At 61.5% G+C, this 13,142-nt stretch carries 10 protein-coding genes; 8 read left to right on the forward strand and 2 right to left on the reverse strand.

The annotated features are described in order from the left end of the window. Positions 1-60: 60 nt before the first annotated feature. Together ACA062_RS16030 and ACA062_RS16035 are read right to left on the reverse strand one after the other, a co-directional pair. Positions 61-1,218, reverse strand: a complete 1,158-nt coding sequence (locus tag ACA062_RS16030) for an alpha/beta hydrolase family protein (protein WP_497457260.1) — start codon at positions 1,216-1,218, stop codon at positions 61-63. Positions 1,219-1,277: 59 nt separating this feature from the next. After that, positions 1,278-2,240: a LysR family transcriptional regulator gene (locus tag ACA062_RS16035; RefSeq protein WP_497457261.1), complete on the reverse strand. Its 963-nt coding sequence runs from the start codon at positions 2,238-2,240 to the stop codon at positions 1,278-1,280. Between the two features lie 276 nt (positions 2,241-2,516). Between ACA062_RS16035 and ACA062_RS16040 the strand changes: the two genes are divergently transcribed. From ACA062_RS16040 to ACA062_RS16075, 8 genes are all read left to right on the forward strand, one after another. Continuing rightward, positions 2,517-3,458, forward strand: coding sequence for a VOC family protein (locus tag ACA062_RS16040; RefSeq protein ID WP_497457262.1), 942 nt, complete (start codon positions 2,517-2,519; stop codon positions 3,456-3,458). 14 nt (positions 3,459-3,472) lie between these two features. Beyond that, the gene (locus ACA062_RS16045) at positions 3,473-3,826 is read left to right on the forward strand and encodes a Rieske (2Fe-2S) protein (protein WP_497457263.1); all 354 of its coding nucleotides are present in this window, start codon (positions 3,473-3,475) and stop codon (positions 3,824-3,826) included. A gap of 144 nt (positions 3,827-3,970) precedes the next feature. After that, entirely contained in the window at positions 3,971-5,095 is a 1,125-nt protein-coding gene (locus ACA062_RS16050; RefSeq protein WP_497457264.1) for an FAD-dependent oxidoreductase, read from the forward strand. Positions 5,096-5,151: 56 nt separating this feature from the next. Further along, complete coding sequence (locus ACA062_RS16055) at positions 5,152-6,849, forward strand: DUF1302 domain-containing protein (RefSeq protein ID WP_497457265.1); 1,698 nt, start codon at positions 5,152-5,154, stop codon at positions 6,847-6,849. 12 nt (positions 6,850-6,861) lie between these two features. Next, a complete protein-coding gene (locus ACA062_RS16060; protein ID WP_497457266.1) occupies positions 6,862-8,250 on the forward strand; it encodes a DUF1329 domain-containing protein in 1,389 nt (462 codons plus the stop codon). Between the two features lie 62 nt (positions 8,251-8,312). Then, positions 8,313-9,419, forward strand: coding sequence for a WD40/YVTN/BNR-like repeat-containing protein (locus tag ACA062_RS16065; RefSeq protein WP_497457267.1), 1,107 nt, complete (start codon positions 8,313-8,315; stop codon positions 9,417-9,419). Positions 9,420-9,423: 4 nt separating this feature from the next. After that, the gene (locus ACA062_RS16070; protein ID WP_497457268.1) at positions 9,424-11,895 is read left to right on the forward strand and encodes an efflux RND transporter permease subunit; all 2,472 of its coding nucleotides are present in this window, start codon (positions 9,424-9,426) and stop codon (positions 11,893-11,895) included. Further along, positions 11,885-13,132, forward strand: a complete 1,248-nt coding sequence (locus tag ACA062_RS16075) for an MFS transporter (RefSeq protein WP_497457269.1) — start codon at positions 11,885-11,887, stop codon at positions 13,130-13,132. Before ACA062_RS16070 ends, ACA062_RS16075 begins: the two co-directional genes overlap by 11 nt. The last annotated feature ends 10 nt before the right edge of the window (positions 13,133-13,142 follow it).

Here is a 13,142-nt window from a genome sequence, read left to right on the forward strand (position 1 = left end):
GTAAAACGCCGGACAACCACAAGGCTGTCCGGCGTTTGACCGTGTGGCGAGGAAGGCCGGTCAGTCAGTGTGCCCACCGAGCGTTTCGGCGACCCAGTCGGCGATGTACTGACCCGCGTTGATGCTGTTATCGAAGCTGGAATGTTGCACGCCGCCTTCGCGCTCGGTGAAGATTTTCAGCTCGCGTTTGGGGCTGTTCACCAGCTGTTCGTAAGTGCGATGCGCCCACTTCAATGGAATCTGCGAATCCTGTTGACCGTGGGTTACCAGGAAGGGCACCTTGATCCGGTCCAGCACACCGTCCAGGTGCACGTTTTCGGCGATGGTCATGAATTCATCGACATCCTTGGCGCCCCATACCCAGCATACGTGCGCCCAATAATGCGGCACGGGGAAGCTGCCTTCTTTCTCCAGGCGACGCTTTTGCACATCCCGCCAATCGTGGTTGGCGCCCCACACCACACCGCAGGCAAAGCGCGGCTCGAACGCCACCGCGCGCGGGCAGTAATATCCGCCGAGCGAGACGCCTTCGAGGCCGATTCGCCTGGCATCCACGTCGCTGCGGGTTTCCAGCCAGTCGACGACGGGGCTGGCCCAGTGCTCGCTGTCGTAGCGGGCAATCAGGTTGTGCAGGCGCAGCGCTTCGCCGGTGCCCGGTTGATCGATGATCAACGATGACACGCCGCGTTTAGCCAGCCAGGCCGGCAGGCCGACGCGGTATTTCATTTCCTTTGTCGAGTCGAGGCCGTTGACCTGCACCAGGATCGGCGCCGGCTCGTTTACGCCCTCGGCCCGCACCAGCAGGCCGGAAATGTGTTTGCCTTCGTAGGGGATTTCAACCCGCTCACAGTTTTCACGGGACAGTTCGATGCCACGTTTGAAGTTCTGTAAAAACCGCTGGTACAGCTCGGTCCGGCCGGGGGCACCGTGGGCTTGCAGGCGTTCGCAGGTGAGGTAATACGTGGCGGCGCGGTTGTATTTTTCGCCGGCGGACAACTGCCGGCCATTAGCTTCGTCTTCCTGCGCCAGGCCGCAGAGCTTGTCGGCCATCTTCGCCCAGGTTTCGCGGAACGCTCGGGTGCCGGCGGCGTCAGGTTGTTTGGCGGCGTCTTGTAGCGGCGCGCACATTTCTTCGATTTCGCCCATGCGCGCACCCATCTCGATGGCCAGGTCGACAGAAAGATTCCACACATAGTTGGTCGGGAAATAACGGAACATGGAGTTTGTTGTCCTTGTGGTTGCCTTGTCGTGTGCAAGGCACGTTAGGGACGACCCGACTAATTGGCCAATCGTGACTCGGGATGGGAGGTATCGCGAGCGGCGATAGGAGCCTGTTCCAGGTGCTGGATGAACTCACTGATGCGCTCGCGCAGCCAGCGGTGCATGGGGTCACCGTCGACGCTGCGATGCCAGAGCATCACCTCGCGCATGACCGGGATCTTGACCGGCGGTTGCAGGATGCGCAGCGGTAGGTGTTCGGCGTACAGGCGCGCCAGTCGCTGGTGCATGGTCGCGATGCGCTGGGTGCCGACGATCAATTGCGGCAGGGTATTGAAGTCATTGGTGATGACTTCGAGGCGGCGATTGAACCCGTACTGGTTCATGAACCATTCTTCGATGCTCATGTGCCGGCTGCGACCAAAGCCTACCGAGACATGGCCCATTTCCATGTATTGCTCAAGGGTCAGGCTGTCGCCCACCTGCGTATTGCCTTGCCACACCACGCAGACATGTTCTTCTTCGAACAGCAGTTTCGAGGGGTGACCTTCAAGGGTGTAGCGCTCAGGCACGATCATCAGATCGACTTCGCCACGCACCAGCAACTCACCGGAATTATCGCCTGGGCCGAGCATCTCGAACGTGATGTGGGGCGCTTCCTGGTGGATCTTCTGAATCACTTGGGCGAACAACACGCTGATCAGGTAGTCCGACGTCACCAGGCGAAAGTGGCGCTTGCTGGTAGAGGGGTTGAACACCGGCTTGGCGGTGATCGACGACTGAATCGTCAGCAGAACTTCGCGCACCGGCCTGCCCAGTTCCAGGGCATAGGGTGTGGGCTGCATCTTACGCCCCACCTGCACCAGCAGTTCGTCCTCGAAATAGTTGCGCAGGCGTCCCAATACGCCGCTGGTAGCGGACTGTGTCATGTGCAGGCGTTCGGCGGCGCGGGTGATGTTCTGCTCTTCGAGCAACACATCCAGCGCCACCAGCAAGTTCAGGTCCAGGTGATTGAAACGCATCAGGCACGTCCATTGTTGTATTTATTTTCGCGATACATTCGGACGAATACAGTGCCGCGTCAACCCCGCTCAAGCGCCCATTTGCGGCGACATCAGGTATCGCGTTTGCCGATAGGTCGCATCCTGACACTCGATTAGTCAGCTGGCCCACCGAGCGTCAATCTTCGCCGCAGTCGGACCTTGCCGACACCACCACCGGCCTGATTTGCCTGCCTGATCGCCGAGTCGAGCGTTTGGCAGCTGATCCCGGATCATAATTTCAATGGAGTGGTAGCGATGAACATCATTGGCCTTGACGCCCTGATCTTTGGCGTCGATGACATCCAAGCCTGTACCGGTTGCCTGTGTGATTACGGCCTTGCGCCTGTCGCTGTCGACAGTGATGGCGGGCGTTTCGAAGCGCTGGACGGCACCGCCGTGATCATTCGCCGTGCGGATGATCCGGACCTGCCAGCCGCCATCGGACCGGCACCGTCCATTCGGGAAACCGTCTACGGCGTCGCCAGCACCGCCGACCTCGACGCGATCGAAGACGAGCTGGCCCGTGATCGCCAGGTCACCCGTGGCCCCGACGGAGTGGTACACAGCGTGGATGACATGGGGTTCGCGATCGCTTTTCAGGTCACTGTGCGCAAGGCCTACAGCGCCCCGGACGACCTGACCAACGCCGCCGGCCATGCGCCGCAGCGCCCGCTGAACCAGCCTGGCATCACTCCGGAAATGAGTGCGACGCCGCGCACCTTGTCGCACGTGGTGTATTTCGTTCCGGATGCAGCCAAGGCCGAGGCGTTCTACGCCGAGCGCCTGGGTTTCAGGACCACCGACACCTTTATCGGCGCCGGGCCGTTCATGCGTCCGTCGGGTTCCGATGATCACCATTGCCTGTTCATGATCCAGACCCCACCGCACATGAAGGGCTGCGAACACTTCACCTTCCACATGGGCAGCGGCACCGAAGTGTTGTTGGCCGGGACGCGCTTCGAGCAAAAAGGCTGGACCAGCTTCTGGGGGCCTGGCCGGCACCTGTTCGGCTCCAACTGGTTCTGGTATTTCAACAGCCCGTTGGGTTGCCATATCGAATACGACGCCGACATGGACAAACACGATGACGCCTGGGAAGCGCGCAGGGCGCCGCTGTCGGCGGATAACTCGCAGCTGTTCCTGTTCACCTCGAAAGAAAAATGGGCGCCCGGCGGTCCGCCACCGAAGCACGGTTGAGCGTGGTTTCAGCCATGGATCACAGCAAGGTTGTCCTGTGCCGGACGGAGGAATTGGTGGAAGGGCAGGCGCGGGGATTCGATCCGATGCAGCGCGGCAAAGACAGTGTATTTGCGCTGCGACACCAAGGCCGGGTGCGGGTTTATCGCAACAGTTGTCCGCATCTGGACGTGCGCCTGGAGTACCGCAAAGACCGGTTTCTCTCCGCCGACGGCCAGTTGATCGTGTGTTACGCCCACGGTGCGCAGTTCCTTCCGGGCACTGGCGAATGCGTCTACGGCCCGTGTCTGGGCCAGAGGCTCGAGGCGTTGCCGTGGTGCGTGGAGGAGGGCTGGCTGGTGCTGAAAATGCCCGGCTCGGCGGCGTAGCAGGGACGGATCGAGGTATCGCGTACGGCGATACATCGCATCCTTACTCGCGATTAGTCAAATCCCTGCTTTGCCGGGAAGCTGGACCCAACGACGCAGTGCCCGACGCTGCATCGAATCAAAAAAATAAGAAGTGAGAATGCCATGAGTGCAGTGAACAATGTTCTGATCGTGGGCGGCGGGATTGGTGGGTTGTGTGCGGCCATTGCGTTGCGGCGCAAAGGCATTGAAGTCGACTTGATCGAACTCAAATCCGAGTGGACGGTTTACGGCGTCGGGATCATCCAGCAGAGCAACGTGGTCCGCGAGATGGCCAGGCTGGGCGTGCTCGACGGCTATCTCGACTCGGCATACGCCTTTGACGACGTCGCCATTTATGGCCCGGCCGGGCAACAACTGGCGCGTATTCCGGGCCAGCGACTGGCAGGGCCGGAGTACCCCGCCAACGTCGGTATCTCGCGGCTGGCGCTGCACAAGGTGCTCAGTGAAACTACCCTTGAACTGGGCGCGAATGTCCGCCTGGGCCTCAGCGTGCAATCCCTGGTGGACGACGGTGACCGCGTTGACGTGGTGTTCACCGATGGCAGCCGCGGTCGTTACGACCTGGTGGTGGGCGCCGACGGCCTGTTTTCCAAGGTGCGCGAGCTGTTGTTCGGCGACGCCTACACGCCGCGTTTCACCGGCCAATCGGTGTGGCGCTATAACTTCCCGCGCAATCCACACATCGACCATCTCGCCAACTACCAGAGCGCCGACGGCAATGCCGGCCTGGTGCCGCTGGCCGGCGACCTGATGTACCTGTTCCTGACCTCCCACGAGCCGTCCAACCCCTGGATGGACCCCGCCACCTTGGCCGAGCAGATGCGCCAGCGCCTGCAGGGTTTTGCCGGCCTGATCGGCGAATTGCGCGAACAGATCACTGACAGCAGCCAGGTGGTTTACAAGCCCATGGAAGTGGTCTTCGTCAACGAGCCCTGGTATCGCGGTCGCGTGCTGCTGATCGGCGACGCTGCTCACGCCACCACGCCACACCTGGGCCAGGGAGCGGGCATGGCCATCGAAGATGCCATCGTCCTCAGTGAAGAACTGACGGGCACCGCAGACATCGAAAAGCAGCTCCAGCGCTTTATGGATCGCCGTTTCGAGCGCTGCAAATACATCAGCGAAAGCTCGGTGTTGGCCGGCGACAAAGAGATGCAGCACGACCGCGACTTCGATCGCATCGGCCTGGTCAAGCAGATGCTCGCCCGCACAGCCGAGCCAATCTGATCGACCCTGCCACTCACCCACAGCAGTTACCACTATAAAAACAAGAGGTTAACGCGATGGTTAGCTCTACGACTGCGACGCTCGCGCGCCGCCAGGTCAGCTCGTCTGCACCCTTTGGTTTCAGTTTGGCCGCAGTGCTGGTGCTGTGCAGCCAGGGTGCCTATGCCTTTCAGGTCGATACCGGCAGCCGCGATTTCAAATTGCGTTGGGACAACACGGTCAAGTACAGCGCCGCCTGGCGGGCCCAAGACCCCGGCAGCAAACTGACCCAGGGGCAGGTGGCACTCAATCAGGACGATGGTGACCGGGCCTTCAAAAAAGGATTGATCTCCAACCGGATGGACATCCTTTCCGAACTGGACATGTCCTTTGACAACGTCGGCGCGCGCTTGAGTGGGGCGACGTGGTACGACACCGAATACCAGCACGACAACGATAACGACGACCCCGCACGGGCCAACCAACGCTCGGTGGCCTACGACGAGTTCACCGATGATACCCGCCACCTCCATGGTGGTGACGGCGAACTGCTGGACGCATTCGTGTACTGGAACGGCGAGGTAGCCGATCGCGCCACCTCCGTGCGCGCCGGGCGTCACGGGTTGATCTGGGGCGAAAGCCTGTTCTTCGGCGCCAACGGCATTGCCGGCGGCATGGCACCGGTGGATGTGGTGAAAGCTCAGTCCGTGCCCAACACCCAGTTCAAGGAAATCACCCGCCCGGTCAATCAGCTGTCGGGGACTTTTCAACTGACCGACGACCTGTCGCTTGGCGCGTTCTACCAACTCGAATGGGAGGAGACGCGCCTGCCCGGCGCTGGCAGTTACTTCTCCACCAGCGACACCATCGGTGAAGGTAACGAGCGCCTGATCGTCGGCGCACCGTTTCCTGCATTCCTGGGCGGCAATCCCGGCAGCCCGGCAGCGTTCTTCCATGGCAATGACAAGGAGGCGCGGAGTTCGGGGCAGGGCGGCCTGCAGTTGAAGTACAGCGCCGAGACCGTTGAATACGGCCTTTACGCGATTCAGTACCACGACAAAACGCCGAAGCTGTATCTCAGGCCATCCGCCGCCGGGCCGAATTTCAGCAGCGGACAAATCGGCGAATATTACTGGGTATACCCCGAAGACATTCGCGCCCTGGGTGCGAGTTTTTCCACCACGGTTGACGAGTACAGCTTCGCCGGTGAAGCGTCGATGCGCTGGAACATGCCGCTGGTGTCCAACGGTCAAACCGTTTTGCCTGGCGTGGTCGCCGACAACGATGACGACGCGCTCTACGCCGTCGGCCGTACCGCTCACGTCAATCTCAACGTACTGGCCTCGTTCGGGCCGAACTTCCTTGCCAGAGAGTCGGGGTTTGTCGCCGAGATCGCCTGGAACCGTCTGCTGAATGTCACAAAAAACCGTGCCGCCCTCGACCCCAATGCCACCGATGACGGCCTCGGTTTCAAGATGGTGTACACCCCGACTTACCGCCAGTTCTTTTCCGGTATCGATATCAGCATTCCGCTCGGCCTCAGCTATTTCCCGCTGGGCAAGTCGGCAGTGGTCGGCTCGTTCGGCCCGGACAACGGCGGCGACATCAACATCGGCATTACCGCCACCTATCTGGACCGCGTCACTGCGGGCCTGACCTACACGCACTACTACGGCGCCGAGGACACCAACCTCAACGCCCTCAGCCAGTTCAATTACAAGCAATCGTTGAAGGATCGGGATTACCTGGCCTTTTCCGTCAAGACCACGTTTTAAGAGGACTTGCGCATGACTGCGAACAAGAAAAATCCGGCATTCAAACTCAAGGCGCTGTGCTTCGCGCTGCTCGGCACCCTGGTCATCTGCAGCCAGGGGGCGGCGGCGGCCACGGCTGAAGAAGCGGCCAAACTGTCAAAAAGCCTGACGCCATTCGGTGCCGAACGCGCCGGCAATGCCGACGGTACCATCCCGGCCTGGGATGGCGGCTACACCAAGGTCGATCCTTCGTTCAAGCCCGGCGGTAAACGCACCGATCCGTTTGCTGCGGACAAGCCGGTGTTCAGCATCACGTCGAAGAACCTCGCGCAATATGCCGGCAAGCTGAGCGACGGCACAAAGGAAATGTTCAAGCGTTTCCCGGACACCTATCGCATCGATGTGTACCCGACTCGCCGTTCCGCCGCTGCGCCGCAGTGGGTGTATGACAACACGCTGAAAAACGCGACCCGCGCCAAACTGGTCGACAGCAGCGCCGGCCCAGTACCGCAAGGCGCGTTTGGCGGCATCCCGTTCCCGGTCCCGCACAACGGTGCCGAAGCTATGTGGAACCACCTGCTGAATTGGCGCGGTACTTCGCTGGCGATGCATTTTCGGCATTACCTGATGACCGCCGACGGCAAACAGGTGATGACTACCGACGGCCAGGCCATCCAGGAGATGCCGTATTACTACCAGGACGGTTCGCCTGAAACCTTCGCCGGTGACTATTGGCTGTTCCGCCTGCTCAACGTCGGGCCACCGTTGCGCGCGGGCGAGCAGATCATGGGACGCACCAACATCAATGGCGACGACTCCCAGGCGCACGTGTACCTGACGGGCCAGCGCCGGGTGCGCAAACTGCCGAATGCCTGCTGCGATACACCGACACCGGCGACCGCCGGGGTGATGTCGTTCGACGAACTGAGCGTGTTCCAGGGCCGCATGGACCGCTTCGACTGGAAGTTGGTGGGCAAGCAGGAGATGTACATCCCCTACAACACCAACAAGGTGCAAACCGCCGTTAAACCGGAGGACCTGTTCCTCGCCCACCACATGAACCCGGACTACATGCGTTGGGAATTGCACCGAGTGTGGGTGGTGGAGGCCGATCTGGCACCGGGCAAACGTCACCAATTGCCGAAGGGTCGTTACTACCTCGATGAAGACACCTGGCAGGCCATGTTGGGCGACCGCTGGGACGCCAACGGCCAACTGGCCAAGACCCTGTGGTCGTTACCGGCCGTGCTCCCGGACCTGCCGGCACAAGCGCAATTGTCCTCGGGCTTTTACGACCTGACGTCCGGCGCCTGGTTTATCCAGAACGTCTACACCGGCCTGCCCGAGCAGTACGGCGTGGTGGATCGCTACAAGGCCTCCGAGTTTTCGCCGGCGGCGATGGCGGGTGCCGGAGTTCGCTGAGTCGGGCCGGACCACGGTCTGCGGACAGTGATCGGGTTTCACAGGGTTTTTCGAGGTCGGTCATGAACAGAATCTGTCAGGTAGTGGGTGGGCTGATAGGCCTTGCGGTTCTGCCTTTGGTGTGGCCGTCGAGTCAGGCGCAGGCCGCTGCGGTGGGCGATACGCTGCACACCCCGGCGATGCGGGCGCCTCAAGCGCAACACGCGGTGTTGCTGGATCTGGCCCTTGCGGGGTCGCGGTTGGTGGCGGTAGGGGAGCGGGGCATCGTGCTGCTGTCCGATGACAACGGCACGACCTGGCGTCAGGCCGAAGTACCGGTCTCGGTCAGCCTGACGGCGGTGCAGTTTGCCGATGCCAACACCGGCTGGGCCGTCGGCCATGCCGGCGTCGTGCTGGTCTCGCAGGACGGTGGTGAACACTGGTCCCTGCAACTGGACGGCAGCCGCGCGCCGCAACTGGAACTGCAAGCCGCCCGGCAGCAATTGACCGCCGCGGCCGACCAGGACGCAGCGGCAGCCCGTGTGCAAACGGCGGAACGGCTGGTCAGTGATGGTCCGGACAAACCCTTCCTCGCCCTCACGTTTGTCGATAACCGACACGGTCTGGTCGTCGGCGCCTACGGCCTGGCCTTCGAGACCCATGACGGCGGTCTTACCTGGCAGTCATTGATGGGGCAAATCGACAATCCGATGGGCGCGCACCTCTATGCCATTGCGCGGCAAGGCGAGCATTGGTTTGTTGCCGGGGAGCAGGGTTACCTGGCGCGATCAACGGATGGCGGCCAATCATTCGCCGCACTCGACAGTCCCTACACGGGCAGTTTTTTTGCCCTGCAGATTCGCGACGACGGCACGTTGCTGGCGGCGGGTTTGAAGGGCAACGCCTTCATCTCCACCGACCTTGGCGACAGCTTTGAGCCTGCGCCCGTGCCGATGCCGGTTTCCTTCAGCGATGCGATTCGTACCGATGACGGCCAGCTGTTGTTGGTTAATCAAGGCGGTGCACTGTTTCGTACCGGTGGCCAGCCCGGTGCGCTGCTGGAGCCTTTTGGCAAACCCCTGGGCAAGCCCGTTGCCAGCCTGATCCAGGCGGCCGACGGCAGCCTGGTGCTGGCAGGTTTCACCGGCTTGACGCGCGTACCGCCGTCAACCGCTCATGCTTCGGAGTGAGGTTATGAAGTCATTCGACAACGCCACGGCCAGCCTGGCGAATTTCGACCCGCGTTCCGGCTCGGTGGTGGAACGCACACTGTTCAACCATCGGCTGTGGGTACTGCTGGTGTGCGTGCTGACGACCCTGGTGCTGGGTTACCAGGCAACGCGAATTGAGCTGAACGCCAGCTTCGAAAAGATGATCCCGACCCGGCAGCCCTACATCGCCAATTACCTTGAGCACCAGAAGCAGCTCAGCGGGCTGGGCAATGCCCTGCGCATTGTCGTGGCCAACCGGCAGGGCGATATCTACGACGCCGAGTACCTGAAAACCCTGCAGGCCATGAGCGACAAGCTCTACCTGCTGCCGGGTGTCGACCGTGCGTACATGAAGTCGTTGTGGACGCCGGCCACCCGTTGGGTCGCCGTGACCGAAGACGGCCTCGACGGCGGTCCGGTCATTCCCGATGATTACAGCGGCACTCAAGCCAACCTCGAAGCGTTGCGGCGAAATGTGCAGCGCTCCAACGAACTGGGCCAGTTGGTGGCCTTCGATCAGGCCTCCAGCATCATCTACGTGCCGTTGTTGGCCAACACGACCGATGGTCAGCCGCTGAATTATTCGACCCTGTCCGATCAACTGGAAACGCTGCGCAGCACTTATCAAAGCGACAGGATCGACATTCACATCACCGGTTTCGCGAAGAAAGTCGGCGACCTGATTGCCGGTTTGAAACAGATCCTGCTGTTCTTTGCCGTGGCGATCCTGATCACCACCGCCGTGCTGTTCTGGTACACCCGCTGTCTGCGCAGCACCCTGCTGGTGGTGTTTTGTTCGCTGGTGGCGGTGGTCTGGCAGTTGGGCTTACTGCCTTTGTTGAACTACCAGCTGGACCCGTATTCGGTGCTGGTGCCGTTTCTGGTGTTCGCCATTGGCATGAGCCATGGCGCGCAGAAAATGAACGGGATCATGCAAGACATTGGCCGGGGCATGCACCGGGTGGTCGCCGCACGGTTCACCTTCCGGCGCCTGTTCCTGGCCGGATTGACCGCGCTGCTGTGTGACGCCGTGGGGTTTGCGGTGCTGATGTTGATCGAAATCCAGGTCATTCAAGACCTTGCCGTGATCGCCAGCATTGGCGTGGCGGTGCTGATCTTCACTAACCTGATCCTGCTGCCCGTGCTGCTGTCCTATGTCGGCGTGACACCGCAAGCGGCGCAGTTGAGCCTCAAGAGTGAACAAACCGAACAGGCCGGTCAGCGACGCCATGCCTTCTGGCGTTTTCTCGATTTGTTTACCCGGCGCCGTTGGGCCAGCCTGTGCATTGCCATCAGCCTCGCATTGGCGGCGGTCGGCTTTGTGGTCAGCCTGCAACTGAAGATCGGCGACCTCGACGCCGGCGCACCGGAGTTGCGGGCGGACTCGCGCTACAACCAGGACGATGCCTTTCTCACCCGTCATTACGGCGCCAGCAGCGACCTGTTTGCGGTGATGGTGAAAACCCCGGCTGGCGGTTGTGCGCGGTACGACATCCTTGCCAAAGTCGACGCCTTGGACTGGCAATTGCGCGCGTTGCCGGGTGTGGACTCGACCAATTCGCTGGCACTGCTCAACCGCCGCATGCTGGTGGGCCTGAGTGAAGGCAGCCCGAAGTGGTACGAGCTGCAGAACAACCAGGCGATGCTCAACATGATCACCGCCAGCGCGCCGCGGGGTTTGTATAACGAAGACTGCAGCCTGCTGACCCTGTATGCATACCTCACCGATCACAAAGCCGAAACGCTGACTCGCCTGGTCGAGCATGTGGAAAAGTTTGCCGCCGCCAATAACACCGATGAAGTGCAGTTCCTGCTGGCCGCAGGTAATGCAGGTATCGAAGCGGCGACCAATATCGTGGTCAAGCAGGCCAACCGAGAGATGCTGTTCTGGGTCTACGGCGCGGTGATTGTGCTGTGTCTGATCACCTTCCGTTCCTGGCGCGCGACGCTGTGCGCGGTGATCCCGCTGATGCTGACTTCGATCCTCTGCGAGGCGCTGATGGTCTGGCTGAACATTGGCGTGAAGGTCGCCACGCTGCCGGTGATCGCGCTGGGGGTCGGCATCGGTGTCGACTACGCGTTGTACGTGATGAGCATTTTGCTCGGTCATCTTCGCCAGGGCGCGAGCCTGTCCGAGGCCTACTACCGTGCCCTGGTCTCCACCGGCAAGGTGGTGATGCTGACTGGCATCACTCTGGCCATTGGTGTGGCGACCTGGATTTTTTCACCGATCAAATTCCAGGCCGACATGGGCGTGCTGCTGGCCTTCATGTTCGTCTGGAACATGGTCGGCGCCCTGGTGTTGCTGCCGGCGCTGGCGTACTTCCTGTTACCCGCGCGCAGCCAGGTGTCCGGCGCCGTGGTGCCCGTGAGTGCATTCAACGTGGCGCCTCCTACTGCGGCTGTTGCCGGCGTCCATCACCTGCGCACCCCCGAGAACTGCCATGGTCAATAAATCCTTTGTAGAAAACCCCGGTCGACAGGCTGGCATGATGCAATCGCTGTTGTTGCTACTGGGCAGCTGTCTGCCGGTATTGGGGGCGGTGTTGCTGGCCCCGGTGCTGCCGCGGATGCAGGCGCACTTCGCCGACGTGGCGGGCAGCGCGGTGCTGGTCCCCATCGTGCTGACCCTGCCGGCGTTGGTGATTGCCTTATTGGCGCCGTTCGCCGGACTGATCGCTGACCGCCTCGGGCGCAAGCCGCTACTGTTGGCGAGCATGCTGTTGTATGTGCTGTGCGGCGTGCTGCCGCTGTGGCTCGACTCGCTGTCCGCCATCGTCGCCAGCCGTGCGGGAATCGGTCTGGCCGAGGCGGGCATCATGACCTGCTGCACCACCTTGATGGGTGACTACTACAGCGGTGCCAGGCGCGAACGCCTGTTCGCCTTGCAGATGGTCGCCACGTCACTGTCCGCCGCGGTGTTTATCGCGCTGGGTGGTTTCCTCGGGCAGGACGATTGGCGCACACCGTTTGCGCTGTACGCCGTGGGGTTGATTTTTTTGCCGCTGATGGCCTGGAAACTCTGGGAACCGCAACCTCGAGCACGTAACGAGCCAGCGTCTCCATCCGCACCAGCGGGCAAGTTTCCATGGCGTGCCCTCACGCCCATGTATGCGCTGGCGCTGTTGGCAGGGCTGAGTCTGTTCATCGTGCCGGTGCAGGCCGGTTATCTGCTCAATCTGCTGCAGGTGGATGCCCCGCAGCAAATCGGCATGACCATGGGTGCCAATCAACTGGGCGTGCTGGTCGGAGCCCTGAGTTTTCGTTTGTTCAGTGGCCTGCGCAGCCAGCACCTGTTGATGATTGCCTATGTGCTGGCGGGTGTCGGCGGCTTGCTGATGGCGAGCGCCGGCAGCCATGCACAGGTGGTGGTGGCCGTGTTGGTCAATGGCCTGGGGATCGGCTTGATGTTGCCGACCCTCATCACCTGGATCATGGCGCAGGTCGATTTTCATCAGCGTGGGCGGGCAGCGGGGTGCTTTACCGCGGCCATTTTCGCCGGCGAATTCATCAGCCCGTTGGCGATCCTCGGCATCACCGCGGGCGTCACCACGGCATTACCCCAGGCATTAGCCACGGTCGGTTGGCTGCAAATAGCGGTGGCCATGTTCTGTCTGACGATCCCCAGGCTGGCTGGCCTTTTGGCCACCGCGGATATGGATGGTCGCGACACCATCGGCAATGGCAATTAAACGAGGATGT

Source organism: Pseudomonas sp. LBUM1679 (genome assembly GCF_059695565.1).

Excerpts from the sequence above, each read along its gene's own strand:
- ACA062_RS16030 (WP_497457260.1), bottom strand. The coding sequence starts at position 1,218 with ATGTTCCGTTATTTCCCGACCAACTATGTGTGGAATCTTTCTGTCGAC.
- ACA062_RS16035 (WP_497457261.1), bottom strand. The coding sequence starts at position 2,240 with ATGCGTTTCAATCACCTGGACCTGAACTTGCTGGTGGCGCTGGATGTG.
- ACA062_RS16040 (WP_497457262.1), top strand. The coding sequence starts at position 2,517 with ATGAACATCATTGGCCTTGACGCCCTGATCTTTGGCGTCGATGACATC.
- ACA062_RS16045 (WP_497457263.1), top strand. The coding sequence starts at position 3,473 with ATGGATCACAGCAAGGTTGTCCTGTGCCGGACGGAGGAATTGGTGGAA.
- ACA062_RS16050 (WP_497457264.1), top strand. The coding sequence starts at position 3,971 with ATGAGTGCAGTGAACAATGTTCTGATCGTGGGCGGCGGGATTGGTGGG.
- ACA062_RS16055 (WP_497457265.1), top strand. The coding sequence starts at position 5,152 with ATGGTTAGCTCTACGACTGCGACGCTCGCGCGCCGCCAGGTCAGCTCG.
- ACA062_RS16060 (WP_497457266.1), top strand. The coding sequence starts at position 6,862 with ATGACTGCGAACAAGAAAAATCCGGCATTCAAACTCAAGGCGCTGTGC.
- ACA062_RS16065 (WP_497457267.1), top strand. The coding sequence starts at position 8,313 with ATGAACAGAATCTGTCAGGTAGTGGGTGGGCTGATAGGCCTTGCGGTT.
- ACA062_RS16070 (WP_497457268.1), top strand. The coding sequence starts at position 9,424 with ATGAAGTCATTCGACAACGCCACGGCCAGCCTGGCGAATTTCGACCCG.
- ACA062_RS16075 (WP_497457269.1), top strand. The coding sequence starts at position 11,885 with ATGGTCAATAAATCCTTTGTAGAAAACCCCGGTCGACAGGCTGGCATG.